This window comes from Butyrivibrio sp. FC2001 (genome assembly GCF_000424125.1).
In the GTDB taxonomy this organism is placed as follows: Bacteria; Bacillota; Clostridia; order Lachnospirales; family Lachnospiraceae; genus Butyrivibrio.
Genome location: NZ_AUJH01000013.1, coordinates 16,665 through 42,578 on the forward strand (window position 1 = coordinate 16,665; position 25,914 = coordinate 42,578).

The window sequence follows — 25,914 nt, forward strand, 5'->3', positions numbered from 1 at the left end:
TTGATAAGAATGTAGAGTATTATGACGAGAATGCTGACTCCTTCTTTGCGGGAAGTGTCAATGCTGACATGTCCTATGAGAGAGACAGGTTCGTTGCGCTTCTTCCGGAACATGGTCATGTTTTGGATGCGGGCTGTGGTAGCGGACGAGATTCTAAGGCGTTCATGGATGCAGGCTTTTCTGTGACAGCTTTTGATGCTTCCAAAGAGATGAGGAAGAGAGCTTCTGAATATCTGGGGCGGGAAGTTCTGGATATGAGGTTCGAGGATATCAATTTTAATAATGAGTTCGACGGAGTCTGGGCCTGCGCTTCACTTCTTCACGTTCCTGTGGATCAGCTGCCGGAGACCATGAGGAAGCTGAACGCTTCGCTAAAAAGTGGCGGTGTTATCTACGCTTCTTTTAAATATGGCGATGGTACGAAGATGCGTGGCAGCCGTACCTTTAGCGATTTTAATGAGAAGAGCATAGTTCCGTTATTTGAAGATGCAGGATTTGAGATTCTGTTCAATGAGTCCGGAAATGACAACAGACCCGGAAGAGCAGATGAGATGTGGGTTAATGCCATAGCAAGGAAAAATGGAATATATTGAGATTTTTACAAGAGAAGGTAAGTCCACCGGGAAGATAATAGAAAAGCACGAGAAGAAACAGCCCGGGGACTATATAAAGCACGTTCTTATTATTATGAAGATCAGTGACAGTCCTGCTCCCGGAAAGGGCGAGGGCAGATATGTTGTTCAGCAGAGATCACTACTTGCAAAGTATTACGCCGGCAAATGGGATATGACAGGCGGCGGAGTAAGAGCAGGAGAATCTCCAAAAGAGGCAGCAGTCAGAGAATTGTCGGAAGAGCTTGGAATCAAGGTATCGCCTGATGATATGGAACTGGCCTTTGAGTATATTAAGGACTGGGATGACGGGACAGGATTACTGGCCTCGGTTTTCATGCTTCGTGTCGAGGTTCCTGAAGGCGGATTTGATTTTGACCGTTATGAAGTAAACGATGTAAGGGTTATGCCTTTTAGTGAGTTCTATGATCATATCATGGACCATAACGATGAAGAGATGGGCCGGGGTATCAGAGATATCGAGGGGAGACTATAATGCCATTTTCAATTATCAGAAATGACATAACAAAAGTAAAAGCAGACGCTATCGTAGACACAGCCAATCCTGATGTGGCAATAGGTGGTGGCGTTGATACTGCAATATATAAAGCTGCAGGTGAAGACAAGCTGCTTGAAGCCAGAAAACAAATAGGATATCTTGCACCAGGAGAGGTAGGAATAACTCCTGCGTTTAATCTCGATGCCAGATTCATCATCCACTCAAGCGGCCCCTTATGGGAAGGCGGAGATAAGGGCGAAGCAGAGCTACTTAGGAAATGCTACGATAAGTCCCTTTCTCTTGCTGCAGATAATGGCTGCGAGTCTATAGCTTTTCCGCTCCTTGCAACCGGGACCTATGGGTTCCCCAAGGAGCTTGGTCTTCAGATAGCGATTGATTCATTCACAAAGTTCCTTACAGACCATGAGATGGAGATCACTCTGGTTGTTTTCGGAGATGATGCCTATCATATATCCGGCAGAATCTTTGATGATGTTAAGAGCTTCATCGATGATGAGTATGTGGGCGGTGCTCTTGAGGCAGAGAATTACTACGAGAGTATGCCGGTAAACCGTATGATGTGCATGAAGGCTGCGGCTGTTAATCTCTATGTAGCTGATGAGGATTCTGATCTGGAGGCCCTGTACGGGGAAGAGGAATCAGAAGAATCCGCTTATTACGAAGCTGACATGATGTTTGGCGCTTCTAAGGAGAAGAGCCTTGACGAAGAACTTAAGGAAATGTACACGGATTCCTTTGCCAAGCACCTGCAGCAGCTTATAAATAAGAAGGGCCTTAAGAACTCAGAGGTTTATGCGGCTGCGAACATTTCCAAGCAGTACTTTTCCAAGCTCCTTAAGGGGCAGGTTAATCCTTCAAAGGAGAAGGTGCTGGCGCTGGCTGTGGGACTAAGGCTGAACCTTGATGAGGCGGTGGATTTCCTGGGACTTGCGGGATATGCCCTATCGCCGATCTCCCAAACGGATGTAATAGTAAAATATTATATAGTTCATAAGGAATACAACGTTTTGAATATTGATGTAACTCTCTTTGAATTCGGACTTGATCCGCTGTCGAAGGGATGATAAGGATGGTCGCCTGCGGGTTGACCATTTTTATTTGCCTTAGTAGTAACATGACACTATCAGATAGAGCTCCGCTGCAGAGGAGTATTGAACAATAAGTGTTTGAGACTATGGAGGTATAGATATGAGTAAAGGTTATACAGAGATTGTTTATATTCTGGACAGAAGCGGATCAATGGGCGGACTTGAGCTGGATACAATTGGTGGTTTCAATTCCATGATAAAAAAGCAGCGTGAGACTGGGGAAAAGGCATATGTTTCAACAATCCTTTTTGATGATGCGACAGAGGTCTTACATAACAGAGTCGATATCAGAGAGGTTAAGGATATTACTCCTAAGGAGTACTACGTCAGAGGCTGCACAGCGCTTCTTGATGCAGTTGGCGGAGCGATCAAGCACACGGTTAATGTTCACAGACACGCACCTAAGGGCGAGAAGCCTGAGAAGACTATTTTCGTAATAACTACTGATGGAATGGAGAATGCCAGCTGCAGATATTCCTACGGTCAGATTAAGAGGATGATCCAGCATGAGCAGAAGAAGTATGGATGGCAGTTTATTTTCATAGGTGCGAATATCGATTCCTACGCTGAGGCTCAGAGGTTTGGTATTAAAAAGGAAAGGGCTGTCAACTATATGCATGATGCGATGGGTACCGAGAAGCTCTACGCCGGTGTGTCCAAGGCGGTTTGCTCTGTGATGGTGGCGGATAGTGACATGGATCTGGAAGAAGAGCTTGATTTATGCGGCTGGGATGATGAAATTCGCATGGATTACGCTATGCGTCATAAATAATAAAACTTTAAGACAAACGTCATAGCAGCTTTATGGTTGTTTTTTATAATACCCATGTAGAGTGTTTTTCTAACAATGGGAGATTATGCTTATGAATAATAAGGTTATCAGATTTTTATGTGTACAAACAGTTGCTATGAGTATGGTGGCAGGACTTTGCGGCAGTGGCATGAAGGCTTCTGCGGTAAATGCCAAGGCGCCTGAGGTTTCAAGAAGAGAAGTTGACATGGATAATGTTACGCCTAATGAATTTAAGGACGAGGGCGTTACGCTTTATCTTCCACCTGAGTATACTGAGTCAAAGGGCATTGTCGATTTTACTGCAACGGATCTTACTTCCGGTGACGGAGTATACCTGGTAGAGGCTACCTATCGCGGAATGACGCAGGAGGATGTTGAGGCTCTTCAGGCAAAAGAAGACCGCACCGAGGAAGAGATGGACAAATACTATGGCTGCCAGCTGCCGATCTTCGAAATTGTCGCAATAGATAAAAACAGGGACGCTTCTGATCTTATTAAAATTGTTAATACGATGCTTGAAGGCTATGGTGCTGATGATAAGAGTGCAAAGGAGAGTGACCTTGACAAGATCGTTACAGTTGATGATTGCACCTTCTTTAGATCGATATTGGCTGAAGACGAGAATTACAAAAATCTCGAGCCGGAATTTAAAGAAGAGTATGATGTGCTCCTTTCTTATGCTGATTCGATAATTGAAAATGCAGATTATTATAAGCCCGAAGGAATGTTCCAGGGAATTATCGGGAAAAAGATTTCCTTTGAAACCACGGATATTGACGGAAATCCCATTAAGAGTGAGGATCTGTTTGCTGAGCACGATATCACTATGATAAATGTCTGGGCTACCTGGTGTGGCTGGTGTATCTCAGAGCTTCCGGAGCTCGAGGAGATAAATGGCAGAATCACTAAAGACAACTGTGCAATTGTTGGATTCCTGGGCGATGGAAATGACGATGAAACGATAGAGGAAGGCAAGGGACGACTTGCTGAAGCTGGTTGCACCTATACCAACATTCTTCCCTTCGATGGATGGGCGGAGATATTCGATATGAGCCAGGGATGGCCGACTTCGTTCCTTGTTGATTCAACAGGTACTATCATTGCAAGGCCCATAGTCGGAGCAAGGATCGGCATGTATGAGGACGCGATATATGATGCTTTAGAAGGAATAACTAAGTAGGCCACCTGTTCTGACGTTACCGAGGTGCCTGAAAAAGAATAAATTGCTATAATGATATCTGTTGTGAATATAATGAAGGGAATTTTTACGAGAGAATTATGACATACAGATTTATAGCATTATTCTGGATTGCGGTATTCTATGGAATCTATTTTACAAAGATGTTTATTCAGAGAAGGAAGGGGATTGTCACCAACCAGATCGCCAAGAGTAAGGTTCATGATAAAAGTTATCACATCGAGATGGTGATGAAGTATGCGACGATCGCAGTTCCGGTGGTCGAGGTTATATCAATAGTACTGGGCACATCAGGGCTTACCATCATCTGGAGAGTCATAGGTATGCATCTGGCCTTTCTTGGTAATGTGGTGTTCCTTCTTGCGGTCATTACCATGAAGGACAGCTGGAGAGCAGGCGTTGCCAGGGAGGAAAAGCGCGGACTTATAAAAAACGGCATATATAAATATTCGAGAAATCCCGCTTTCCTTGGCTTTGACCTGGTCTACATCGGAATTATGCTCATGTTTTACAATCCGGTTCTTATGGTGATAACTGTATGGGCCATGGTGATGCTTCATCTTCAGATCCTTCAGGAGGAAAAGTACCTTGAAGGGGAATTTGGTGATGAGTATACGGAGTACAAGGCTCAGGTTTCAAGGTATGCCGGCTGCGGCAAGGTAACCTTTGATAAAGCCGTTATGTATGTCTATTTTGTTCTGGGGATATGGTCTGTTATGTACTTTTTCACATGTCTTGCCTATGGCGGCGGTCTGAAACTGTCATGGGTGTGGCTGTGGATTCTTATTGCGGCGTTTTCCTTTATCAGAGTATTTATGCAGAAGAGGAAAATAGAAGGCAGCCCTGTCATTCGCCTTCCTAAAGTATTGGTTTGGATTTACAGGGCTGTTTTTGTTGCGTTGCTCACATTTTTCATATTCACTGAGACAAAGATTATCGGTGCAATGACAGCTGAGCCTAAGGAGAACCTTGATTACATCATCGTTCTTGGGGCAGGTCTTCGAGGAACTGAGCCGTCTAACCCCTTCAGAGTGAGGATTGAAAAGGCAGCCCAGTATTTAAAGGAAAATGAGGGCACAATTGTTGTGGCTTCCGGCGGTCAGGGTAAGCATGAGTCCATAAGTGAAGCGGAGTGCGCAAGAAGGAAGCTTACTGAGGTTTATGGAATCTCTGAGGACAGGATTATCCTGGAGGAGAAGTCTACGGATACGGAGGAGAATCTTAAGTACAGTCTGGAGATTATAGGTGATCCTTCCAAGAGTGCCGGCATTGTTACAAACGGATTTCATGAGCTCAGGGCTCTTTCTATAGCAAATGAGGTTGGGTATGAGAATGTATCATCAGTTCCTGCGGTGACTCTTATGCCTGTTGGAATTCATTACACTGTCCGCGAGTTTTTCGGAATGGTGGAGTTTTATTTAAAACACTGATGGTTGGCGGACTTTAGCTTTTCTTTCCAGTCTTTTTATAATTGGATAATTATTTCTTCAAACGGGAAACTGTATAATTATGATTGTTAAATGGTTATGCGACAATCAAATTTAAGCGAGGTATGGTTATGAAAAAAATGTTTCCCGCAAGATCCCTGGCAAAAAGATTTATAGGTCTGGTGCTTATGGTGAGCATGCTTACGATGTGCGTAGGTATGAATGATGAGGCTGATGCAGAAGCAGCGCCGTCCGGCACTTCAGAGCAGGCTGATCCAGATACAGTCACCACCAAGCACCAGGTTACCATAGATGGTAAGAAGGTTGCCTACACCGCAACTGCAGGTATGATGCCTGTGACTGCAGATGACAACGAATGTTTCATTTTTTATACTGCTTACACTTTGGATGGCGTAAAGGATAATAGTGAAAGGCCTGTAACCTTCGCATATAATGGCGGTCCCGGCTCATCATCCGAGTGGGTGCATCTTGGTTTTCTTGGACCACGCCGCGTAGAAACGGATGAGGCTGGTGAGCCAACTGAGTTCCCTTCTAAAATCGTAGATAACGAAAATTCCATTCTTGATCTTACGGATCTGGTTTTCATAGATCCCATAGGAACCGGGTATTCTCACGTGGGAGAAGGCGTTGATGAGGCATTTTTCTCAAACTATCAGGAGGATCTGGCTTCAATAGGCGAATTCATCCGTCTGTATACGACTAAAAACAATCGATGGTCATCACCTAAATATCTGGCAGGTGAGTCTTATGGTACATTTCGTTCTGTGGCCCTGGCTGACTATCTCTCAACAAACTTTGCTATGGGACTAAACGGCCTGATGCTTATTTCAAATTTAATGGATTTTTCTATTCTTAATGAATGTACGCAGAATGATCTTTCCTATGTGCTGCTGTTCCCTTCTTTGGCTGCATCAGGCTACTATCACAAGGTAGTGGACAAAAAATATCAGGATATGGAGCTTGAGGACTTCCTTAAAGAGGCCAGGACTTTTGCTGAGGAAGATTATCAGACCGCACTTTTCAAAGGGGAGAGGATCAGTTCTTCTGAAAAAGAGAGTGTTGCCAGGAAATATTCAGAACTTACAGGTCTTGATAAGGACTATGTTGTAAAGAGTAACCTCAGGGTATACCTTCTTGATTTCTGCATGAAACTGCTTGCTGATAAAGGAATGATGATAGGCAGGCTCGATAGCCGATATACAGCGCCTTTGGTAGGAAAAAGTGTAGAGGATTATGATGATCCTTCAGATTCGGTTCTTGATGCGTCTTTTAGTGCTGCGATCAACCAGTATATCTCTGAGGAATTGGGCTATCATACGGATAGGGTATATAATACATTGAATATGAAGGTAAACATGGACTGGACTTATAATAGTGATAATCAGATAATGGACCTTAAGGATAAAGTCAATAAGGTTATGTCCGATAATAAATATCTGAAGGTCTGGGTATTGGGCGGATATTACGATCTGGCGACTCCGTTTTGCAGTGCGGAATGGGTTTATGACCATGTACCGCTTCAGAAGGAGACAAGGAAAAATCTATCCTTTAAGTTCTACCAGTCAGGCCATATGATCTACATGCATCAGCCTTCTCTTGAAGAGTTCAGAAAAGACGCAAAAGAGTGGTACGCGAAGTAATATGTAAATTTGCAAAATTCGAGCCATTTGACAGTTTAATTGCTGTTGAATGGCTCTTTTTCTGATATATTTAAAATAGTATGACAGACTGAAAGGAGAACAGGAATGGTTAAGCATGTAATTATATGGACACTGAAGGATGAGCTTTCTGCAGAGGAGAAGGCATCTGTAAAGCAGGGAATCAAGGAAGGGCTCGAAGGCTTAAAGGGTAAGGTGCCCGGAATTGTGGATATCAAGGTTAATATAAATGGTCTTGCATCTTCCAATGCGGATCTGATGCTTGATTCAACTTTTGAGAATGAGGATGCGCTTAAGGGTTATGCGGTTCATCCTGAGCACGTAGCAGTAGCTGATACTAAGGTTAGACCTTATACAAAGATCAGGAGCTGCCTGGACTTTGAGGTTTGATTTAGGGCTATCGATTTTTATCAATGAGGGTTCAAAAGATGATCGATTCGGATATAAGGCGCAGAGAGGATCTGGTAGAGCTTGTTAATGAGATAGGTTTCCTGCCTTTCTTTTCAGGAAGGATAGAGGGATTCTCGCTGGAGGAGAATGTTTCATACGAGGCCTGGTATCAGGGACGCTGGAGTGGCAGAGTCCGCTGGGATGCCTGGGACTGGAAGGGTGAGGTTCTTCAGAACAGGGAGCTTGTGTATGGCAAGTTTTTTGAAAAGAAGGCCGGCTTTATCAGTAAGGATTTATGGCCTGATTTCTGCAATTATCGCAGGGATGGATATGATTTTGATGCCAGGTTCGATGATGGCCTCGCGCCCTACAAGGATAGGGATGTCGTGAATTATATTGAAGGCTCCGGAGCTATGCTGACGCGCGAGATCAAGCAGAATCTTAATTACAAAAAGGGCGGCAACAAAGGATTCGAGACGGTTATCACAAGACTTCAGATGCAGACCTATGTGGTGCCGGTGAACTTCGAATACAGTAAGCGCAAAAATGGCGAGGAGTACGGCTGGGGCAATTGCCGCTACGATGTTGCTGAAAGCTTCTGGGGAGATAAGCTCTGCAGGTCAGCCTATAAGCGAAGTCCCGAGGAGTCATTGGACAGGATCATAAAGCATATCAGAAAGGTTCTGCCCAGGATGGATGAGGAGGATCTGAGGGCGTTACTTAAGGGGTAAGGATGATTTGAGCTTGCTTCTTAGGGAGGAGTATAAAAAGTATGAATGCATGAGGGAGAATAAGGCATGATTAAAGCAGTCATATTTGATATGTTTGAGACGCTGGTTACGCTTTTTGAGGGGAAAACATATTTTGGAGAGAACATCGCAGCAGATGTTGGCGTTGATCCAGGGGCTTTCAGGAAAGAGTGGCATGCCATTGAAAAAGAGAGAAGCACAGGTGTATACACGATTGAGGAAGGCCTTGAGATTGTCTTAAAGAGGCTCGGTGCATATACAGAAGAAAATGTGCAGCTGGCTGCCGCAAAAAGAAGAGAGAATCTTGAGGATACTTTTAATGGAATTCCCGATGATTCAGTAAGGCTCCTGCAGGAGCTAAAGAAAAGGGGCATAAAGGTTGGCCTTATCACCAATACCTTTTCAGATGAGAGAGATTTTATAAGAAATAGTGAGATATTTAAGTATTTTGATGTGGCTTTGATTTCCTTTGAGCTGGGAATTTGCAAGCCGGACCTTGAGCTGTATAGGAAGATGACAGAGCTTCTGTGTGTAACAGCAGACGAGTGCCTGTATGTGGGAGATGGCGGATCAAAAGAATTATATGCCGCCAGAGAAGCGGGAATGCACCCGGTGCAGTGCTCCTGGTTCCACGAGCTGGCATTTGAGCCGCATATTCCTTGTCCTATACTTGAGGAATTTGATCAGGCTAAGAAGCAGCTTGATGTTTTGGAGTTTTTATAGACAAATCAGTGTAAAGCGGACCGTTATGAGTGTATTATGCGGTCTGCTTTTTATTGTGTGGTAAATATATTATCAGAAACATATAAAACACCACGTGGTACAATCAGTAACCAAGAAACTTATGAGAGGAGGATCCATTATGAGATTTCGAGATGTACAGGATTTAACAAAAACAATCAAGAGTGAACGTAGAGATGCAACCTATAACAGAATGCATGATGAGTTCCTCGACAGACTTTCAATGTTCTGCAGCAACAGGATGGTATCGATGTTTGGCGCTAATTTCTTTTTTTAATCAGCGCAGATATTGAATAAATGGAACGCTAAGCGTCAGAATCTTTGTGCTGAAGATTTTGGCGCTTTTGTTTCGTTATATAAAAAGTAAAGCCTGAGACATTTGTTGGACAGGGAGTGATAAAACTGTGATATAAGGATTGCTAATATTACATCATCAGGAAGATAACAACGAAAAAATATAGATTAGAGAGGTATATGGCTTATGCGTAGTTTTTTTGAAAGCTTTATGGAAGAAATTGGTTTCATCGACACAGCATCATACAGAAAGCCTTTTGGCAGACTTGATGAGTCAGATTACAGCAGAATCGAAGCTGAGCTTATAAGATTTGTGGATGAGCTGGCAGTAGGAAGATAATCTTATTTTACTGCATGCGGAGAATATAGTTATCGATATTGCAATCATGAATGTATATCCTGACATGAATCCACTATATACTTGTTTTATCGACGGAAACATTGATTTTGATGGTAAATAGGCTATCATAGATGATGGTGCCGCAATGGTACAAGAGAACAAAAATAGTGGAGGAAAGTATGATGTTGTTACTTTTGATTTTGAGTTTACTTTGGGGACTTCTTGCAGGATTTATTGCAAGTAAGATTATGGGTGAGAAATCAGGTACTCTTAAGAACATGATTCTTGGTGTGCTTGGTAGTGTTGTAGGACATTTCCTGTTTAAGCTTATCGGCTTTACTGCAACAGGATGGATCGGAAGCCTGATCGTTCCTGTGGTTGGTGCTTGCATTTGTATCTGGCTTGGCAGAAAGCTGTTTTAAGATTGTGGGAATGGGTAATTGAGTATATTGAGAATAATCTACACTCTTTTTGGGTGTGGATTATTTTTTTGTTGTTTTGCTGGTGGGGGGTGGATCTTGGTGGGGATTCTTGACGGGACTTTCTTGTTGGGGGAGCTTTGTGGGTTTTGGGGTAGGTTTTTGTGGGGATTTCTTTGCGGGGGCGGATTTTTTGTGGGGAGATATCTTGCAGAGGTTGCCATTACTTGCTTTTTACTTTGGCTCTTTTTTTATCACGTAGCTCTATTTTTCGTTCGGGTAGGAACTACGCGACATTTGGTTGAACAGGGATTAGTCGCGTAGGAAATGACCGCATTGAAGCATGCGATTACGTGAAAATTGCCAAGACATAGATAAGTCGCGTAGAAAAAGTAGATATTGGATCAAAAACTACGCGACTTTTGTTACAACCTAAGATAGGTCAAGTAGAAAAGACTATATTGATGCAAAGTACTACGTGAAAATAACCAAAAAGAAAGATTGCACAAGTAATGACGGCCGGTTGAGTAATAGTGGCCTTTAAGTAATAGCGGCCTTCCGGGAATTTTTCCCAATAGAGCTGAGGCGCGTTATCTCATATACCCGCAGGTTTCCTTCTCGGGCCCTTCGATTCCGGATTCATAATGCGCCCTAAACTCCATATTTATATCACGGATTTCTTTTAAGCCATCGATATAAGGCTGGTACATATCAGCGAGGCCTCCCATACATCCGTCACAGGATCCGCTGATATTTCCTATAGATTCAGCAACTATCTGCTCACGTTCTTCCTTTGTTGTATCCTTAATAAGAATCGACTTCATAAGTTCCTCCTTAGCGGTGGTCGGTATCTCTAGACCAAATTCCTTTGGTATTATAGTACATCTATTTGTGAATTAAAATTTCAAAAATCATCTCTAAAAAAGATATAAAAAAACATTTAAAAAAGCCCTAAAGGATTTGGGGTACCCCATCGATATATTTCCTGTAAGCGAAAAAGAACATTCAAAATGGCCAGTATGAATGAAACAACATTAAAAAAGATTTAATGGAGGTCACTCTTATGTATATGTACGAACTGTTTCTTTCAAATGATGTAGAAGGCAATAACATTCACTTTATCCAGACAAATCACAAGGTTGATAACCTTGATAAGTGGCTTAAAAAGCTCGTAAAAGACAACGTTATCTCTGAAGATGTAGCTAACGCAGTAACATTTGTTTGGTAATCGCTTTAACAACGGTTACCAATTCCCGGTTGAAACATTGGTGGCATTTAAAATGCCCTAACATAACCAATTTCGGTGTAGATCATTCCGTGCTTTCCCTGCTCGGATTTCATTAACGAAATACCTTTAACTCGCATAGTTTCTTCGATTTCAGCATCTGTCTGAATCGGGAATTCTCTATTGCCGCTAGCTCTTCTGACAAGTGTGATATGAGACATGAATTTTTTCCTGTCAAAATCAATATCATTGTCAGAAAGAGCCCTTCTAAGGCGTTTCACATAATCGTGAAGATCAGGATTATCCAGAACATTAGCAAAAACCATATCCTTAAAGCGTCTTGTTCCGGAAACCTTGATAGAAAAAGATCTTAGCGGGACATCCCGCATTATTTCCTCAATCTTTTCAGGTTCATCATTTTCACCGATGAACGCAAGAGTCATGTGCAGGTTTTCAGGTCTTGTAAAATGTCCTTTTATACCGGATCTCATAAGATCATCCTGCATCTCGATAAGTGCATCTGTCATATTCTCGTCTAAGATAATTGCAATGAATAAGCGCATAAAACAATCCTCCTGTTAGTGTATCATTATTGTTGATACGCTTTTTTCATGTGTATTTACGATTTCTTTGAGCTAGAATAAATGTTAGAGTTATTTATAGTATAAAATAAATGAATGGTAGATGGAAACCAGGGAATGATATGTCCCGATTAAGTTGAAAGAGGTTTTGTAATAGATGGACTTTAAGAAGCTTATGAACTCGGAGGAGTACGATTTCCTTCGCACAAATGAAAGACTAGGGAACAGGATAATGCTGCTGGGACTTGGAGGCAGCTATTCATACGGGACCAACAATGAGGGCAGCGACATTGACTTTAGAGGCGTGACACTTCAGATGCCCTCTGATCTTTTGGGGATGACTGAATTCGATCAGTACGAGGATGACAAGACCGATACGGTTATTTATGGATTCAACAAGCATGTAAAACTGCTCCTGGAGTGCAATCCCAATACCTGCGAGATTCTTGGGCTTGACGAGGACCAGTATCTGATCAAGTCGGAGCTTGGACAGGAGCTGATCGATAACACCAGTATTTTCCTGTCTAAAAGAGCTATCAAATCATTCGGGGGATATGCTGATGCGCAGCTTCGCAGGCTCCAGAATGCTATCGCGCGGGACACGCTTCCTCAGAGTGACAGGGAGAAGCACATATTAAAATCGGTCATGAATGCCCTTGATGATGTGAACAGAAGATATTATGGAAAAAATGGCAGCATCAGACTTTACATCGATAAGGCTGAAAATCCCGAGCTCGACACGGAAATCTTTGTTGATGCAAATTACGAGCATTTTGCGCTAAGAGATTACGCTGATATCTGGGGTGTGATGAGGAGCGTCATTCGTGATTACGACAAGATAGGAAAACGCAACAAGAAAAAGGATGACAACCACCTTAATAAACACGCCATGCACCTTATCAGACTTTTCATGATGGCAATTGATATTCTTGAAAAGGGCGAGATCATCACACACAGGACAGAGGACCTTCCGACACTTCTTGCAATTCGCAGAGGTGATTTCATGAAGGCGGATGGCACATTTTCCGAGGACTTCTATGAAATACTTGAGGAGTATGAGAGAAGATTAGATGAAGCCGCAGCGAACACCAGGCTTCCCGATAACCCTGATATGGAGAAGGTTGAGAAGTTTGTGGAGAGAATCAACAGATATGCGGCAACCGGTGAACTGTTATGAGAGATATTGAAAAAGAGATAAATGAAAAGCTTGATGAAATTGAAGAGAGGGAAAACGTGCGCATTCTGCATGCGGTTGAGTCCGGAAGCAGGGCCTGGGGATTCGCATCTCCTGATAGCGACTATGATGTGAGGTTTGTTTACGTCAGGAAAAAAGAGGACTATCTTCGGCTTGATGAGCCAAGGGACGTCATTGAGTGGCAGCTTGACGAGGTTCTGGATATAAACGGATGGGATCTCAAAAAGGCGCTGAAGCAGTTCGCCCGCGGAAATGCCACACTTTTCGAGTGGAGCGGCTCTCCTATCGTCTATAGAACAACTCCTGAATGGAAGAAGATAACTGAGGTGTCCAGGCAGTATTTTTCAGAAAAATCGGCGGTCTATCATTACTACGGCACGGCCAACAAAACATATAGCGAGTATCTTACAGGTGATATGGTGAGATACAAGAAGTACTTCTATGCGCTGCGGCCGCTGATGGCAGCTTTGTATATTGAGGAGAAGCATGAGGCGCCACCGGTTTTGTTTGATGATCTTCTTGTACTCGATATTGATTCTGAGCTCAGGACGGCTATTGATGAGCTGCTTGAGATAAAAAAGAGGACCACGGAAAAGGAAGAAAATCCGCAGCTTCCAGTGATTAAAAGGTTCATCGAGACAGAGGTGGAAAAACAGAAGGAAATTGCTGACAGCCTGCCCGATGATCATAACAGGGACTGGTCAGCACTGGAAAAACTGTTTTTGGAAATATTGGATAAGTGAAATGAACATAAGAGAAAAGTTGGAAAAGGAGGTTATTCATGTTAGAAGTAGGAACAAAGGCACCTGCATTTGAGCTCCCGGATCAGAACGGAGTTATGCATAAGCTGGAAGATTACAGAGGTAAAAAGGTGATTCTGTATTTTTATCCGAAGGACAACACAGCCGGTTGCACCAAGCAGGCCTGCGGCTTTTCAGAAAGATATCCTCAGTTTACAGAGAAGGGAGCTGTGGTTCTCGGAGTGAGCAAGGACACAGTTGCTTCTCACAAGAAATTCGAGGAAAAGTATGGGCTCGCATTCACGCTTCTCGCAGATCCTGAGCGCAAGGTCATAGAGGCTTATGATGTGTGGAAGGAGAAAAAGAACTATGGCAAGGTGTCCATGGGAGTTGTGAGAACCACATATCTTATAGATGAAGAGGGAATCATCATCAGGGCTAATGATAAGGTTAAGGCTGCTGATGATCCTGAGAAAATGTTGGGTGAACTGTAAGAAAAGTTTGGAAGAGAAGAAAATAGAGCAAAAAGACCGATATGAGTAAATCATACGGTCTTTTTTATGTTTTGATGATGTAACATTTAAATATTAAAATGTTATAAAATTATAACATTTAATATTGATATTGAATCCATCTATGGTATTATCATATCGGGAACGGAGGTTTTGTAATGAATAAAATGTTAGGAAGCCGAATCAGGGCATTAAGAATTGCAAACGATATTACACAGGAGCAGATGGCTGAACATCTAGGTGTGAGCAGGCAGAAATATGCTCGTATTGAGAACGGAGCCAACAGTATCACACTTGATATTCTTTCGAGAATTGCTAAGGTCCTTAGTGTAACAGTTGCAGATATTACAAGAGTTCTTGATGAAACACCTGCTGTTGCATACAGGACAGGCGCGGAAGATACTGCCTCTTCAGATAAAATATTTGATATGCTTGATTTATTCTACGCAAATAAGCACATGTATGACCGACTTCACCAGAGAGAGATGGATTAAAAGGGGTGTTTAAATGCAGGAGAGTAGAAAAAGAGAAATTCGTATTAAAGCAGATGCCTTCAGGGGAAAATGTAAGATTAGCCGCTACGGCATTATGGATCTTTTCAGAGAATGTGACAGATGTGGATATAAATTGCTTCGATATCCGCTGGGAGAAAATGCAGACCTTGGTTTTGCTACTAAGAAAGATGAAGATGTGGTTATATTTACAAATTCATCCAATAGACTTTCAAGGGAGATTTTTACCTTAGCTCATGAGATTGGGCATGTTATATTGCACTTTAAGGAGAACAGTTCCTTTATTGATAACAATACTACGATTGCTGGAGGCAATATGGATGTTAAAGAGCAGGAGGCGAATTATTTTGCAGCCTGTCTTCTTATGCCTGCGGATGATGTCTCCCGCTTTCTTGATCTTGAGATAGCTAATCAGGAAAATGGAGCGCTATCAGCAATGGATATTGCCAGAATTATGTCTGAGTTCAGTGTGAGTTTTGACATGGCACTTAACAGACTTGAAAGTCTTGGGAAAATAGGTTCAAACCAGAAATTGCGCTTGGATAATGAAAAGATTGAGAAAAAGGTTGGAAATCTTCTTCGCAGCGCATCAGGAAATATCAGATTGAACTTAGCAAGTAATGAGATTGGTATTCCGTATGAGTATATAGATTACGTTATTTACAATTATAATCATAACGCGATCCCTAGAGAGACGTTGGAAAAAGTGCTGGAATGCTATCAACTATCTTATGAAGATATCAGCGACAAGATAGATGTTCAACCTATTAATTATTGATAAAGGAGAAAATGGTTTGAGGAATTATAAAATTTGGGGAATTATATTAGGAACGGCAATATTGGCAGCAGGATGTTCTAAGCTAGCTGCAGAAAATAAAGCTGTAGAAACAAAATCCGGATCTGACACAGATTGGGCAACGGAAATTAACTCTACGGAGAATGCTAAGGCTGATGCTGAAACAGATACTTCTGCTACAGATACTGATGCGGCAGCAGGTACAGCAGATATCGAAACAACCGACGAGGCTCAGGAGGATACTGCAACTCAGGAAGAGGCTGCAACAGAAGAAGCTTCAGATGAGACCACCGTACCGGAAACAACCACAGCAAGCGACGGCACCTTTGACCGTACATATCTCGAGGAAAACAACGGTCAGTATACCTACAGACTGACAGATCAGGCGCTGATCGAAAAATATAATGAGCTTTATGCGGACGCCTTTGCCAGCGTTATAGATTCCTATAACTATGTCATGGAACAGCAGAACCAGAGCTATAATTCCGGTAACGATTATTCCGGAAGCAGTCTGGTGCTCAGGGATAATAAGGAGAACAGTTTTATGAAAACCGGCTCCTATTATGAAATGGATTACAATTTCGATCTCCACAATGTTGGTTACACCTATGTGGACCTGGACAGCGATGGGACCTATGAGATGCTTTTCGGAGTAATGCATGACAGCGATTCGGAATGGAGTAACGGAAGTGTGTTTGAGAGAGCCTTTGCGCTGGTTGATGGAAAGGTTGTAAAGATCTGCGAAGGCGGAAGCAGGGAATCATTCTGGCTTGGCTCAGACGGATACATTTACAATTACGGTAGTGGCGGAGCTGCATACTGGGGCACTGAGAGGATGCATTTTGACGTTGCAGAGATCGCAAACAGCATGGATCTGAGAGATATTGACTGGGGTAACAGAGGATTCATGGGGGATGAGTACCTGGGCTATTACGAAAGGCCTATCCATATCACAGGAGACTACACGGACCTCTATACCGCAGCTCAAGATACGAAGAACGATATAACCGAAGATGAGTTCAATACTTTGAATGATGAGTGGGATTCAAGACAGATCATAATTGACTGGATCCAGTTCCCCGATAATTTAATAAAAAATTCCTGATTTTTTAAAAAATAATGGCACACAATTGAATTACAATAGAGAGGTAAGTTCAGATAACTAACTTGGTAATTCAATGAAAGGAAGGTCAGGATATGGCGAACTTTGATTATGATGTGTTGTTCATACAGCCTGCCAGTTTTTTATAATTCTACTTTCGGAAGATTCCATAGGAAGTGTCTCGCCATAACTCTTAACAGGATAACAAGGGCGAAGCTGCTTACCATGGCTATGGTCCAGGTGTGCATGAATTCATGCATGATGACCATGGTGATTCCACCAATAATAACGGGAAGTGCGTAAACATGCTTTACGAAAATAGCGGGCATCTGGTTTGAGAGGACATCGCGCAGAACGCCGCCGCCGACACCTGTGATAAAGCCAAGGAATACCAGAAGGAACAGGTCATCCTCGTATCCAAAGTTAGCTCCAATCATAATGCCGTCTACCATGAAGGCTGCAAGTCCCAGCGTGTCTGAGATAAACAGTCCTTTGTCATATATGCCTGAGAATTTTGCAGGCATACCCTTACGATAATACATTATAAAAAATACGATATTTGCCACAATTGCTGCGACAATGACATAGAACGGATTGATGAACATCTGCGGCGGGAAATTGCCCATCACGATGTCTCTGGTAAGTCCGCCTCCGCAGGCAGTCATGATGGCGAGAATGTTTACTCCGAATATGTCCATTTTCTTATGGATTCCGGTGATCGCGCCGGATATTGCAAAGGCAACTGTGCCTATGAAATCAAAAATTACTAAAAGTGATATCGACATAACTTAGTCCCTCAATATTATCTGTAATTTATTTACTATATTCTCTCAAAGCATAGTAGTAGTATTTACGCAGCTTTTCCTTAAGAGAAGCCGGTTTTATCACAACGGCATCTCTTCCCAAACGTTTGAAGTAATCCTCCAGCTGCAGCTCAGGCCAGTCGAAGTAATAGAGATCGCCTTCGATCTTTGAGACAATAGGCCTGTTTTTGGTGATTACCTTGAACATCCTTTTTCCGTATTTATTAAGTTTCACTACGGCAGATACGGTCGCCGATACAGAGTGAGGACTTCTGACAGCCTTTTCCTGAAGCTCTTTTTGCAGATTTTCATCAATCTCAAATATATCTGACGTCACAAAGGCGCTCCTGATCCTGGAGATTCTGAAGGTCCTCGGAGTCTGTGAGCGTATGTCTCTGCACAGCAGGTAGTTACACTGCTCCTCCTTCGAAGGCGCTATGAAGTAGGGCTCAACGGTGAAGGAGTGATCACGCTCAGATGATGTGGTAGTGAAGGTCATGATGTGGTGAGTCTTGAGCGCTTTTTCTATATCCTCGTAGGTATCCTTGAAAATGATTGCCTCTCTTCGATCCCTTGGAATGGAAAGATATGAATTGAACATATCCTTAAGATACTGCGAAAGGGAAGTGCCGCGAAGCATGTTGTTTTCAATAATCCGGATTATATCATAGGATGAGCCGCTTACGGTAAGGGTCACGGCTATGTTTTTGGAGTTTGATACCTTATCGCTCTTTATGTAGGTGCTGACGATCTTATCCGCGAGCAGGGACGCATCCTTATCGGATATGGAGGTCATGCCGGTGAGGTCAGCCATTATGCTATTAAGCAGCGCTTCACTGTCGCGTCTGTACTGATCGAAGTAATTGACGATGAGGACCTTGAGGAATGCGTTGAGGTTGACGGTTTCGTCCTTCTTGGTGAACTCAAAAAGCTCAGCATCGTTAATTAGTCTTGATCTTGTATCCTCAGATAAATATATTTTATATTTCTCAGTCATTGAGTACCTCTTAAATGGGGTTATGAAAAATGAAATAATAAACGTAATATACGCATTTATTATATCATATTGGGGTTGCAGAATGTAAACTAACTGCATCTTTTTATATCCATTTTCCTGAGCTATGATTAAATCACAACAAAGCCAAAGACACAAACAGCAACGTGGTTGGCAGGCAGGACTCCGGTCCCGCTCGCGGGTTCAAATCCCGCCCCGCAAGGGAGACGTGTCTTGAAGGGCAACAATAAAAGGTGCATACAGCAATTACTACCATCGACTGTCAATCGAACAATCTGCCCGAAGGGGCAGAGGCACCTTGTTTTTGGAGGATAAAATTATGTTAGAGTTTTTAAAGAAGGAAGCAAATAAAACTAATACAGAAAACGGCGCAGTTACATACGTATCAACTCAGTCCGATTGTCTCGATATGTTCGCGACAATCGGAGCGCTTAGAGGAGCTTCCGATGATGATATAGTTTGCAGATTTATGAAGGCTTATGCAGAGGATGCTGATCTTGCAATGAAAATGCTTTTCTTTGCTAGAGATATCAGAGGCGGTCTTGGTGAGAGAAGAGTTTTCAGAGTGATCCTTGAGTTCCTTGCCATAACTGAGCCTGAATCTGTTAAAAAGAATATCGAGAACGTGGCGGAGTACGGCAGATTCGATGACCTTCTTGCTCTCATCGGGACACCTGTTGAGAAGGAAGTTATGGCTTACATCGCTAAGACCTTGAAACACGATATCGAGATCATGGCCGGTTTTCATGCAGAAAACGAGACCGTATCACTTCTTGCAAAATGGCTCCCTTCAGTTAACACCAGCAACAAGGAAGCTGTGAAAAACGCAAGAAAGATCGCAAGAGCCATGGGCATGACCGATGCTGAGTACAGAAAAACCTTATCAGCATTAAGAACCCAGATCAAAATCATCGAGAACAACTTAAGAGAAAAGGACTACACCTTCGCTTATGAGAAGCAGCCTTCCAAGGCTTTATATAAATACAGACAGGCCTTCATCAGAAATGACAGAGCCAGATACGAGACCTTCATAAAAAGAGCAGAGGAAGATCCTTCAGTTATGCATACTGGTACCCTTGCACCTTACGATGTGATCGCTCCTGTGATAAGAAGAGCTACATTTTCCGAGGGTGAGAGACGTGCCATGAATGCAACCTGGAACGCGCTCGAGAACTTTGCAGGTGCTGAGAATTCTTTGGTTGTTGTCGACGGCTCAGGCTCCATGTACTGGGGTCAGGGTACTACTCCTGCAGCGGTTGCTCAGTCACTTGGCATCTACTTTGCAGAGAGGAACACAGGCGCTTTTCATAATCACTTCATAACCTTCTCGACCAATCCCAGATTAGTTGAGATAAAGGGTAGAGATATTGTGGAAAAGGTTCGTTATTGCATGGGCTTCAACGAGTGTGCAAACACAGATATCGAGAAGACCTTCAGCCTTATCCTCAGAACTGCGGTCAACAACAGATTGAAGCAGTCTGACATGCCTGAGAAACTCTACATCATTTCCGATATGGAATTTGACTGCTGCGCGGGTAACGCAAAGGCTACCAATTTCGAGCATGCAAAGGCTGAATTTGCGAGATACGGCTACAAGCTTCCCCAGATAGTTTTCTGGAATGTGAATAGCCGCAATGCGCAGCAGCCTGTTAAGATGAACGACCGCGGTGTGGCACTTGTTTCAGGCTGCTCACCTCAGATATTCTCGATGTTAAAAGAGGGTGATCTCGAACCTTACAAATTTATGATGAGCGTTCTCAAATCAGAGAGATATAAGAAAATTGCAGCATAGATAACTGGGCTGGCAGAATGAAACTGTCGGCCCGATACGAGAGGACATTATAATGAACACAATTGAGATAAAGGGAAAAGTAAACACAGCCATCTGCTACGCGAAGGTAGTAGAGGACGAGGCTATAGAGCAGATCCGCAGAATGTGCGACTTTCCCATGACAGAAGGCTCCAAGATAAGAATCATGCCGGACGTTCATGCGGGCAAGGGCTGCACCATCGGAACCACCATGACCATCAGGGACAAGGCGGTTCCCAACGTGGTGGGCGTGGACATAGGCTGCGGCATGTACACAGTTAATGTAGGAAAAAATCCTATCGATTTAGAGAAGCTTGACGCTGCAGCTTTTCTTATCCCTTCAGGACGTAATGTGTGGGAGGGAAGAACTGAGAGATTTGATCTGACAGAGCTTCGCTGCTACAGAATGCTGAAGGAGACAAAGCGCCTTGAGAGATCCCTGGGCACACTTGGCGGCGGTAACCACTTCATCGAGGTGGACAAGGCAGCAGACGGAACGCAGTACCTGGTTATCCATTCAGGCTCCAGAAACCTTGGTAAGCAGGTGGCTGAGTATTACCAGTCTCTGGCAGTTGACCTTGATAAGGGAATCGGCGAGTATTTCGAGGCGAGAGATGAGCTTATCAGAGTTTACAAGGAGCTGGGGAGACGCAATGAGATCCAGGATGCCTTAAAAGAGCTGTACAATAAAAAGTACAATGAGTTCCCCGGCACCATGCCTGCGGACCTTTGCTACTTATCAGGGAAATACTTAGAGGACTATCTTCACGATGTTGAGATCTGCCAGCGCTTTGCAACGAGAAACCGCGAAAAGATGGCAGAGATCCTGCTGGAGAAGGCGGGAATTGCAGGCGGAGAGGCTTTTCATACGGTTCACAACTACATCGACACAGACGAGATGATATTAAGAAAAGGCTCCATTGCAGCTCATAAGGGCGAGAAGGTGCTGATTCCCATAAACATGAGAGATGGTTCCGTCTTAGCAGTTGGTAAGGGCAACCCCGAGTGGAACTACTCAGCTCCCCACGGCGCAGGAAGACTCATGTCCAGAACCACAGCCAAGAACAATATCTCCATGGAGGAGTACGAGGAGGCCATGAAGGGCGTGTTCACTTCTTCCGTGTGCGAGGCGACTTTAGACGAAGCGCCAATGGCGTATAAATCTCTTGATGACATCATCGATGTGATAAAGGAGTCGGTGGACATCGTGGATGTGATGAAGCCCATCTACAATTTCAAGGCAGCAGACTAAGTCCGAAATTTATGAAAAGTTGTCATCTGACGGAAAAACACCGTCAGGTGACTTTTTTTATATGCGTAAAAGCGATATATTAGATAAGGTATGTTAGCTTGAAATAATAATTGCAGGAGGGAAACATGAAGAAAATTGCATTAACAAAATATACGGATTTTATTGTTGAAGAGACTACAACTCTTCTGAATATTGATTCACCCACAGGATACACTGAGGAAGCAGCGAACTGGGTGAAGAGCGAGTTTGAAAAGCTTGGATTTAAGGCGACTAAGACAAACAAGGGCGGCGTTGTCGTTGACCTTACAGGAGAGGATAAGAATGACGGACTTCTTCTTGAGGCACACGCAGATACCCTCGGCGGAATGGTTGCAACTATTAAGGATAACGGAAGACTCGAACTTACAAATCTTGGCGGAATGAATGCCAACAATGCAGAGACTGAGAATGTGCGCGTTATAACCAAGTTCGACGGAATTTACGAAGGAACCTTCCAGCTCAACAACGCATCACTTCACGTAAACGGTGAATACAATGACACAAAGAGAAGCTGGGATACCTGCGAGGTTGTCCTTGATGAGGATGTTAATAGCAAGGAAGATACTGAAAAGCTCGGTATTTCCGTGGGCGATTTCGTTTGCTTTGAGCCCAATGTGAGAGTTACAAAGTCAGGCTACATCAAGTCAAGATTCCTTGATGATAAGCTCAGCGTTGGAATTTTGCTGGGCCTTGCAAAGTACATCAAGGATAACAAGATAACTCCCAAGAGAGCGCTTTATGCTCACATCACAGTTTTCGAAGAGGTTGGACACGGCGGATGCGGAAGCGTTCCGGAAGGCTGCACTGAGGCAATCTCAGTAGATATGGGATGTGTCGGCGACGGCCTTACCTGTACAGAGAAGCAGGTTTCCATCTGCGCTAAGGACAGCGGCGGCCCCTACAACTATGAGATCGTAAAGGGACTTGTGGAAGCTGCCAAGAAGAGCGGAGCAGACTATGCTATCGACATTTATCCTCATTACGGAAGTGATGTTGAGGCAACTCTCGAAGCAGGAAATGACTTGAAGCACGGCCTTATCGGAGCAGGTGTTTATGCATCTCACGGCTATGAGAGAAGCCACAGAGACGGTGCTGAGAATGTACTCAGACTCCTGATTCAGTACGCGCTGTAATATCACAAAAAATAGTGTGATAAATCTGTGATCATAAATGAGCTGATAAAAAATTGAAAATATAATAAAAAAAGTGAATATAGATGGGCGATCGCTACGGCGGTCGCCTTTTCGTTTTTTTAGATAAATATGGTAGAATTAGTGCATTATGAAAAAAGAAAAATTTAAATTTATAAAAACAAAACGATTCAAGGTGATTTTCATAGTAATCCTGATACTGATCGCAGCAACTGCGTGGTATGAGATCCCGGTGACGGAGTACGTAACAATCAGCAGTGGCGGGAAGGTTACGAATCCTGTGAGGTTTGCGCTTGTGACGGACCTTCATTCGGAGCTCTACGGGGCGGACCAGGCAGACCTCATTGACAGGATCGATCGTGAGAATGTGGATGCGATTCTGTTATCAGGCGACATTGTGGATGATAGGTTCAAGGACACCACCGCACGAATTTTTATAAATAAAATCGCTGCGAAATATCCCTGCTATTATGTGTCTGGGAACCATGAATTCTGGAGTGGCAGAATAGGCGTGATAAAGGATTTCATGACTGCTGCGGGAGTTACGGTTCTTGAGGGTGCTGCAAGTCAGCTGGAGATCGGCGGGACCACGGTTGATATATGCGGAGTGGATGACCCTACCTACATGACTTCTGAGGAATTTTTAGCACAGCTGGATACGGCATTGGCTGAATCTGATGAAGATCATTTCAGGATACTTTTATCACACAGGCCTGAAAAAGTGGATATTTACGAAAACTATGACTTTGATCTTGTGCTTTGCGGACACGCTCACGGAGGACAGTGGAAAATTCCATTCACACAGATTGGAGTTCACGCGCCGAACCAGGGCCTTTTCCCAAGGTTTGTGGATGGCGTATATGAGCTCAGTAACGGCTCTAAAATGGTCGTCAGCAGAGGCCTTGCCAGGTTGAGACAACCTTATCCCAGATTCTTCAATCATCCTGAGGTTGTGATTATTGATATCACGGAATAAGCGAGGATACGACAAATAGCTGCCGAATAACCATAAAAACAAAAAATCGATGACATAAACGTTTCTATTTCGCCGGAAAGATAGTATAATTGCAGCTGTATACTGTTTAATATATAGGTATACGAGAGGGAATCTCTTGTTAGTTAGGAGGAAAAGAGTATGTCAAAGAAAACTATGGGGTGGATACTTGTTATTATCGGTTTATTCATGTTGTTCAAAATGGTAAGGGTATCATCATTTGGATTCTATAGCATCGGAGGCAGGGTTAACACATCTGCAATAGTGTTGGTGCTTCTGATTGTTTCCGGAATTGCTGTAGTTGTTAATAAAAACAAATTCACATGGGGATGCTTTGTATTGTCTCTGGCATTTTTAGTTGTAGCACTTATACTTGGCACAGAACTTTACTTTGCATATTCAACACTTACAGATGTTCTTCTCGTATTAGTTCCTGTTGTATTCGGAGCAGGTCTCATCATTAAGAGCGCTTTTGAGAAACACAAGAAAAAGGAAAATAAATACGAGTACTAAGAATTAATGATTTTAGATATTTGAAAAAATGAGCTTGTAAAGCAGGTTGAGCTTTGCAAGCTCTTTTGACATATTATTACCGGAAAGAGAAGGAGTAAAAATGGCTAAGGAAGAACTGACTATAAATGTAAGAATTACAGGGGTTCAGGAAGTTAAGGGACACACCGGAACAGGCAGAATGATCCTTTTTGACGGGGATGCGGACTGCGAGAATTTCAAAGGAAAAATACTTCCCGGCGGCGTAGATACGCAGAAAGAACTCGATGGGAAATTCACACTTTCAGCAAGATATATTCTTGAAGGCAAGGATTTTGAGGGCAAGGATTGCAAGATTTTCGTAGAAAATAATGGCGAGCCCGGCGAGGATGGGCAGCTTAAGACTGTGCCCAGAGTGCTCACAGACAGCGAGGCGCTCTCATATCTTGAAAACAAGGCTCTCTTCGGATCAATAGAGGAGATACCGGGTGGCGTGAGGATTCACGTTTTTTCAGAAGACTGACACGAAGCTACGGGATCAGAACAGGAAAAGCTGCACGCAAATTACAGCACAGGCTGCTGCGACTATTAAACCGGCTGCAATGAGCTTTGTTTTGTAGGTGCTTACGTTTTTGTAGCGTCCGTTATATTCGACGGTATCTATGACCTTATATTTTTTGTCAGGAACGTTCAATTTTCCCATAATGTTAGTCCTCCCTATAGAGCGAAGATGCACAGTGTGCATGCGCTCAGACTTTTCATTTTGAAAATGATAGCTTTAAAATGTGTTCAAAATGGGGAGGAGAGATAAAACATTTATAAAAAAAGCTTGTAAAAAATATAATGCGAACGACAGGAATAGTGAGAGAAACGCAGATTTATGAAGGATTTTAACAGATTAAAAGAGGAGTGCCTGAGGGAGATTGCCGATTGCGGAATCGAGATCGGGCAGGTGAAATCATGGACGATCAACTCCAGAGCCATGAGCAGATGGGGCCAGTGCAGGAAGGAAGTTGACGGGACCTTTTCAATTCAGATATCGGACCGTTTGCTTGAGGACGACCGCATCACGGAAAAGGCCTGCAAGGAGACCATTATTCATGAGATTCTGCACACCTGCAAGGGTTGCATGACGCATCAGGGAAAATGGAAGACCTACGCGGATATGATGAATCTCAGATATGGCTACAATATTAAGCGTATAACCCGCGGCGAGGAAAAGGGTGTCGAGAACTACAAACCCAAGCAGATGGCTGTGAAATACATCATGACCTGCGGTGGATGCGGCGCGACGATTTACAGAAAACGGAGCAGTAAGTTTACCAGAAATTACAGGAACTACAGCTGCACAAGATGCGGAGCTGTGGCCTGGAGCAGGAAGACGGTAAAGTAGTTTTATGATGATTGTTTGAAGCCTTGATATGGTGAGGAGCAAATAGATTTGATAGG

At 43.2% G+C, this 25,914-nt stretch carries 32 protein-coding genes; 27 read left to right on the forward strand and 5 right to left on the reverse strand.

Annotated elements, in window-relative coordinates:
- Positions 1 to 68: 68 nt before the first annotated feature.
- From G601_RS27315 to G601_RS0107105, 13 genes are all read left to right on the forward strand, one after another.
- Positions 69 to 593 carry a class I SAM-dependent methyltransferase gene (locus G601_RS27315; protein WP_242834396.1) on the forward strand — a complete coding sequence of 175 codons (525 nt, stop codon included), beginning with the start codon at positions 69 to 71 and terminating at the stop codon, positions 591 to 593.
- Positions 580 to 1,107 carry an NUDIX domain-containing protein gene (locus G601_RS0107050; RefSeq protein ID WP_026664941.1) on the forward strand — a complete coding sequence of 176 codons (528 nt, stop codon included), beginning with the start codon at positions 580 to 582 and terminating at the stop codon, positions 1,105 to 1,107. The genes G601_RS27315 and G601_RS0107050 overlap by 14 nt, the downstream gene beginning before the upstream one ends.
- Positions 1,107 to 2,195, forward strand: coding sequence for a macro domain-containing protein (locus G601_RS0107055; RefSeq protein ID WP_026664942.1), 1,089 nt, complete (start codon positions 1,107 to 1,109; stop codon positions 2,193 to 2,195). The genes G601_RS0107050 and G601_RS0107055 overlap by 1 nt, the downstream gene beginning before the upstream one ends.
- A gap of 124 nt (positions 2,196 to 2,319) precedes the next feature.
- Positions 2,320 to 2,991, forward strand: coding sequence for a vWA domain-containing protein (locus G601_RS0107060; protein WP_026664943.1), 672 nt, complete (start codon positions 2,320 to 2,322; stop codon positions 2,989 to 2,991).
- A gap of 91 nt (positions 2,992 to 3,082) precedes the next feature.
- Positions 3,083 to 4,192 (forward strand): TlpA disulfide reductase family protein, encoded by a 1,110-nt coding sequence (locus G601_RS24840; protein WP_051205658.1) that lies wholly within the window; start codon positions 3,083 to 3,085, stop codon positions 4,190 to 4,192.
- A gap of 98 nt (positions 4,193 to 4,290) precedes the next feature.
- A complete protein-coding gene (locus G601_RS26415; RefSeq protein ID WP_196808834.1) occupies positions 4,291 to 5,640 on the forward strand; it encodes an ElyC/SanA/YdcF family protein in 1,350 nt (449 codons plus the stop codon).
- 128 nt (positions 5,641 to 5,768) lie between these two features.
- Positions 5,769 to 7,298, forward strand: coding sequence for a S10 family peptidase (locus G601_RS22320; RefSeq protein ID WP_196808835.1), 1,530 nt, complete (start codon positions 5,769 to 5,771; stop codon positions 7,296 to 7,298).
- A gap of 105 nt (positions 7,299 to 7,403) precedes the next feature.
- Positions 7,404 to 7,706 carry a Dabb family protein gene (locus G601_RS0107080; RefSeq protein ID WP_026664944.1) on the forward strand — a complete coding sequence of 101 codons (303 nt, stop codon included), beginning with the start codon at positions 7,404 to 7,406 and terminating at the stop codon, positions 7,704 to 7,706.
- 38 nt (positions 7,707 to 7,744) lie between these two features.
- Positions 7,745 to 8,437 (forward strand): AlkZ-related protein, encoded by a 693-nt coding sequence (locus tag G601_RS0107085; protein ID WP_026664945.1) that lies wholly within the window; start codon positions 7,745 to 7,747, stop codon positions 8,435 to 8,437.
- 66 nt (positions 8,438 to 8,503) lie between these two features.
- Complete coding sequence (locus G601_RS0107090) at positions 8,504 to 9,178, forward strand: HAD family hydrolase (protein ID WP_026664946.1); 675 nt, start codon at positions 8,504 to 8,506, stop codon at positions 9,176 to 9,178.
- A 139-nt stretch (positions 9,179 to 9,317) separates the two neighbouring features.
- Positions 9,318 to 9,473 carry a hypothetical protein gene (locus G601_RS26060; protein ID WP_155834484.1) on the forward strand — a complete coding sequence of 52 codons (156 nt, stop codon included), beginning with the start codon at positions 9,318 to 9,320 and terminating at the stop codon, positions 9,471 to 9,473.
- A 204-nt stretch (positions 9,474 to 9,677) separates the two neighbouring features.
- On the forward strand, positions 9,678 to 9,830 hold the full coding sequence (locus G601_RS26065) for a hypothetical protein (RefSeq protein WP_155829623.1): 153 nt from the start codon (positions 9,678 to 9,680) through the stop codon (positions 9,828 to 9,830).
- Between the two features lie 200 nt (positions 9,831 to 10,030).
- Positions 10,031 to 10,252, forward strand: a complete 222-nt coding sequence (locus tag G601_RS0107105) for a GlsB/YeaQ/YmgE family stress response membrane protein (protein ID WP_081673441.1) — start codon at positions 10,031 to 10,033, stop codon at positions 10,250 to 10,252.
- Between the two features lie 587 nt (positions 10,253 to 10,839).
- Here G601_RS0107105 and G601_RS0107115 read toward each other — a convergent pair.
- Entirely contained in the window at positions 10,840 to 11,073 is a 234-nt protein-coding gene (locus G601_RS0107115; protein ID WP_026664948.1) for a hypothetical protein, read from the reverse strand.
- Between the two features lie 239 nt (positions 11,074 to 11,312).
- Between G601_RS0107115 and G601_RS26070 the strand changes: the two genes are divergently transcribed.
- Positions 11,313 to 11,477, forward strand: a complete 165-nt coding sequence (locus G601_RS26070; RefSeq protein WP_155829624.1) for a hypothetical protein — start codon at positions 11,313 to 11,315, stop codon at positions 11,475 to 11,477.
- 47 nt (positions 11,478 to 11,524) lie between these two features.
- Here G601_RS26070 and thpR read toward each other — a convergent pair whose 3' ends face one another.
- Positions 11,525 to 12,037: an RNA 2',3'-cyclic phosphodiesterase gene (thpR, locus tag G601_RS0107125; protein WP_026493482.1), complete on the reverse strand. Its 513-nt coding sequence runs from the start codon at positions 12,035 to 12,037 to the stop codon at positions 11,525 to 11,527.
- Positions 12,038 to 12,212: 175 nt separating this feature from the next.
- Between thpR and G601_RS0107130 the strand changes: the two genes are divergently transcribed.
- The 6 genes from G601_RS0107130 (at position 12,213) to G601_RS0107155 (ending at position 16,915) form a co-directional block, all read left to right on the forward strand.
- On the forward strand, positions 12,213 to 13,232 hold the full coding sequence (locus tag G601_RS0107130; protein ID WP_026493483.1) for a nucleotidyltransferase domain-containing protein: 1,020 nt from the start codon (positions 12,213 to 12,215) through the stop codon (positions 13,230 to 13,232).
- Positions 13,229 to 13,993: a nucleotidyltransferase domain-containing protein gene (locus tag G601_RS0107135; protein WP_026664949.1), complete on the forward strand. Its 765-nt coding sequence runs from the start codon at positions 13,229 to 13,231 to the stop codon at positions 13,991 to 13,993. The genes G601_RS0107130 and G601_RS0107135 overlap by 4 nt, the downstream gene beginning before the upstream one ends.
- 38 nt (positions 13,994 to 14,031) lie before the next feature.
- Entirely contained in the window at positions 14,032 to 14,484 is a 453-nt protein-coding gene (bcp, locus tag G601_RS0107140; RefSeq protein WP_026664950.1) for a thioredoxin-dependent thiol peroxidase, read from the forward strand.
- 176 nt (positions 14,485 to 14,660) lie between these two features.
- Positions 14,661 to 14,996: a helix-turn-helix transcriptional regulator gene (locus G601_RS0107145; protein ID WP_026664951.1), complete on the forward strand. Its 336-nt coding sequence runs from the start codon at positions 14,661 to 14,663 to the stop codon at positions 14,994 to 14,996.
- A 13-nt stretch (positions 14,997 to 15,009) separates the two neighbouring features.
- Positions 15,010 to 15,792 carry an ImmA/IrrE family metallo-endopeptidase gene (locus G601_RS0107150; protein ID WP_026664952.1) on the forward strand — a complete coding sequence of 261 codons (783 nt, stop codon included), beginning with the start codon at positions 15,010 to 15,012 and terminating at the stop codon, positions 15,790 to 15,792.
- Positions 15,793 to 15,808: 16 nt separating this feature from the next.
- The gene (locus G601_RS0107155) at positions 15,809 to 16,915 is read left to right on the forward strand and encodes a hypothetical protein (RefSeq protein WP_026664953.1); all 1,107 of its coding nucleotides are present in this window, start codon (positions 15,809 to 15,811) and stop codon (positions 16,913 to 16,915) included.
- 140 nt (positions 16,916 to 17,055) lie between these two features.
- Here the strand turns inward: G601_RS0107155 and G601_RS0107160 are convergent, their stop codons facing one another.
- A complete protein-coding gene (locus tag G601_RS0107160; RefSeq protein WP_026664954.1) occupies positions 17,056 to 17,697 on the reverse strand; it encodes a trimeric intracellular cation channel family protein in 642 nt (213 codons plus the stop codon).
- 28 nt (positions 17,698 to 17,725) lie between these two features.
- Positions 17,726 to 18,712, reverse strand: a complete 987-nt coding sequence (locus tag G601_RS0107165; RefSeq protein ID WP_026664955.1) for a WYL domain-containing protein — start codon at positions 18,710 to 18,712, stop codon at positions 17,726 to 17,728.
- Between the two features lie 337 nt (positions 18,713 to 19,049).
- On the opposite strand from G601_RS0107165, the gene G601_RS0107170 reads away from it, so the two are divergent.
- The 6 genes from G601_RS0107170 (at position 19,050) to G601_RS22325 (ending at position 24,988) form a co-directional block, all read left to right on the forward strand.
- Complete coding sequence (locus G601_RS0107170; protein WP_026664956.1) at positions 19,050 to 20,522, forward strand: DUF2828 family protein; 1,473 nt, start codon at positions 19,050 to 19,052, stop codon at positions 20,520 to 20,522.
- 52 nt (positions 20,523 to 20,574) lie between these two features.
- Positions 20,575 to 21,792 (forward strand): RNA-splicing ligase RtcB, encoded by a 1,218-nt coding sequence (locus G601_RS0107175; RefSeq protein WP_026664957.1) that lies wholly within the window; start codon positions 20,575 to 20,577, stop codon positions 21,790 to 21,792.
- A gap of 125 nt (positions 21,793 to 21,917) precedes the next feature.
- Positions 21,918 to 22,964, forward strand: a complete 1,047-nt coding sequence (locus G601_RS0107180; protein ID WP_026664958.1) for a M42 family metallopeptidase — start codon at positions 21,918 to 21,920, stop codon at positions 22,962 to 22,964.
- A gap of 148 nt (positions 22,965 to 23,112) precedes the next feature.
- Complete coding sequence (locus tag G601_RS0107185; RefSeq protein WP_051205659.1) at positions 23,113 to 23,958, forward strand: metallophosphoesterase; 846 nt, start codon at positions 23,113 to 23,115, stop codon at positions 23,956 to 23,958.
- A gap of 159 nt (positions 23,959 to 24,117) precedes the next feature.
- Positions 24,118 to 24,489 (forward strand): hypothetical protein, encoded by a 372-nt coding sequence (locus tag G601_RS0107190; protein ID WP_026493495.1) that lies wholly within the window; start codon positions 24,118 to 24,120, stop codon positions 24,487 to 24,489.
- 100 nt (positions 24,490 to 24,589) lie between these two features.
- Positions 24,590 to 24,988 (forward strand): hypothetical protein, encoded by a 399-nt coding sequence (locus G601_RS22325; protein WP_035790469.1) that lies wholly within the window; start codon positions 24,590 to 24,592, stop codon positions 24,986 to 24,988.
- A gap of 15 nt (positions 24,989 to 25,003) precedes the next feature.
- Here the strand turns inward: G601_RS22325 and G601_RS26075 are convergent, their stop codons facing one another.
- Positions 25,004 to 25,168, reverse strand: coding sequence for a hypothetical protein (locus G601_RS26075; RefSeq protein WP_155834485.1), 165 nt, complete (start codon positions 25,166 to 25,168; stop codon positions 25,004 to 25,006).
- 177 nt (positions 25,169 to 25,345) lie between these two features.
- Between G601_RS26075 and G601_RS22330 the strand changes: the two genes are divergently transcribed.
- A complete protein-coding gene (locus G601_RS22330; protein ID WP_051205660.1) occupies positions 25,346 to 25,858 on the forward strand; it encodes a sprT domain-containing protein in 513 nt (170 codons plus the stop codon).
- Positions 25,859 to 25,914 lie beyond the last annotated feature (56 nt).

Bases quoted from the DNA above. Each gene is read 5' to 3' on its own strand.
- G601_RS27315 (WP_242834396.1), top strand. From the start codon at position 69: ATGTCCTATGAGAGAGACAGGTTCGTTGCGCTTCTTCCGGAACATGGT.
- G601_RS0107050 (WP_026664941.1), top strand. From the start codon at position 580: ATGGAATATATTGAGATTTTTACAAGAGAAGGTAAGTCCACCGGGAAG.
- G601_RS0107055 (WP_026664942.1), top strand. From the start codon at position 1,107: ATGCCATTTTCAATTATCAGAAATGACATAACAAAAGTAAAAGCAGAC.
- G601_RS0107060 (WP_026664943.1), top strand. From the start codon at position 2,320: ATGAGTAAAGGTTATACAGAGATTGTTTATATTCTGGACAGAAGCGGA.
- G601_RS24840 (WP_051205658.1), top strand. From the start codon at position 3,083: ATGAATAATAAGGTTATCAGATTTTTATGTGTACAAACAGTTGCTATG.
- G601_RS26415 (WP_196808834.1), top strand. From the start codon at position 4,291: ATGACATACAGATTTATAGCATTATTCTGGATTGCGGTATTCTATGGA.
- G601_RS22320 (WP_196808835.1), top strand. From the start codon at position 5,769: ATGAAAAAAATGTTTCCCGCAAGATCCCTGGCAAAAAGATTTATAGGT.
- G601_RS0107080 (WP_026664944.1), top strand. From the start codon at position 7,404: ATGGTTAAGCATGTAATTATATGGACACTGAAGGATGAGCTTTCTGCA.
- G601_RS0107085 (WP_026664945.1), top strand. From the start codon at position 7,745: ATGATCGATTCGGATATAAGGCGCAGAGAGGATCTGGTAGAGCTTGTT.
- G601_RS0107090 (WP_026664946.1), top strand. From the start codon at position 8,504: ATGATTAAAGCAGTCATATTTGATATGTTTGAGACGCTGGTTACGCTT.
- G601_RS26060 (WP_155834484.1), top strand. From the start codon at position 9,318: ATGAGATTTCGAGATGTACAGGATTTAACAAAAACAATCAAGAGTGAA.
- G601_RS26065 (WP_155829623.1), top strand. From the start codon at position 9,678: ATGCGTAGTTTTTTTGAAAGCTTTATGGAAGAAATTGGTTTCATCGAC.
- G601_RS0107115 (WP_026664948.1), bottom strand. From the start codon at position 11,073: ATGAAGTCGATTCTTATTAAGGATACAACAAAGGAAGAACGTGAGCAG.
- G601_RS26070 (WP_155829624.1), top strand. From the start codon at position 11,313: ATGTATATGTACGAACTGTTTCTTTCAAATGATGTAGAAGGCAATAAC.
- thpR (WP_026493482.1), bottom strand. From the start codon at position 12,037: ATGCGCTTATTCATTGCAATTATCTTAGACGAGAATATGACAGATGCA.
- G601_RS0107130 (WP_026493483.1), top strand. From the start codon at position 12,213: ATGGACTTTAAGAAGCTTATGAACTCGGAGGAGTACGATTTCCTTCGC.
- G601_RS0107135 (WP_026664949.1), top strand. From the start codon at position 13,229: ATGAGAGATATTGAAAAAGAGATAAATGAAAAGCTTGATGAAATTGAA.
- bcp (WP_026664950.1), top strand. From the start codon at position 14,032: ATGTTAGAAGTAGGAACAAAGGCACCTGCATTTGAGCTCCCGGATCAG.
- G601_RS0107145 (WP_026664951.1), top strand. From the start codon at position 14,661: ATGAATAAAATGTTAGGAAGCCGAATCAGGGCATTAAGAATTGCAAAC.
- G601_RS0107150 (WP_026664952.1), top strand. From the start codon at position 15,010: ATGCAGGAGAGTAGAAAAAGAGAAATTCGTATTAAAGCAGATGCCTTC.
- G601_RS0107160 (WP_026664954.1), bottom strand. From the start codon at position 17,697: ATGTCGATATCACTTTTAGTAATTTTTGATTTCATAGGCACAGTTGCC.
- G601_RS0107165 (WP_026664955.1), bottom strand. From the start codon at position 18,712: ATGACTGAGAAATATAAAATATATTTATCTGAGGATACAAGATCAAGA.
- G601_RS0107170 (WP_026664956.1), top strand. From the start codon at position 19,050: ATGTTAGAGTTTTTAAAGAAGGAAGCAAATAAAACTAATACAGAAAAC.
- G601_RS0107175 (WP_026664957.1), top strand. From the start codon at position 20,575: ATGAACACAATTGAGATAAAGGGAAAAGTAAACACAGCCATCTGCTAC.
- G601_RS0107180 (WP_026664958.1), top strand. From the start codon at position 21,918: ATGAAGAAAATTGCATTAACAAAATATACGGATTTTATTGTTGAAGAG.
- G601_RS0107185 (WP_051205659.1), top strand. From the start codon at position 23,113: ATGAAAAAAGAAAAATTTAAATTTATAAAAACAAAACGATTCAAGGTG.
- G601_RS0107190 (WP_026493495.1), top strand. From the start codon at position 24,118: ATGTCAAAGAAAACTATGGGGTGGATACTTGTTATTATCGGTTTATTC.
- G601_RS22325 (WP_035790469.1), top strand. From the start codon at position 24,590: ATGGCTAAGGAAGAACTGACTATAAATGTAAGAATTACAGGGGTTCAG.
- G601_RS26075 (WP_155834485.1), bottom strand. From the start codon at position 25,168: ATGGGAAAATTGAACGTTCCTGACAAAAAATATAAGGTCATAGATACC.
- G601_RS22330 (WP_051205660.1), top strand. From the start codon at position 25,346: ATGAAGGATTTTAACAGATTAAAAGAGGAGTGCCTGAGGGAGATTGCC.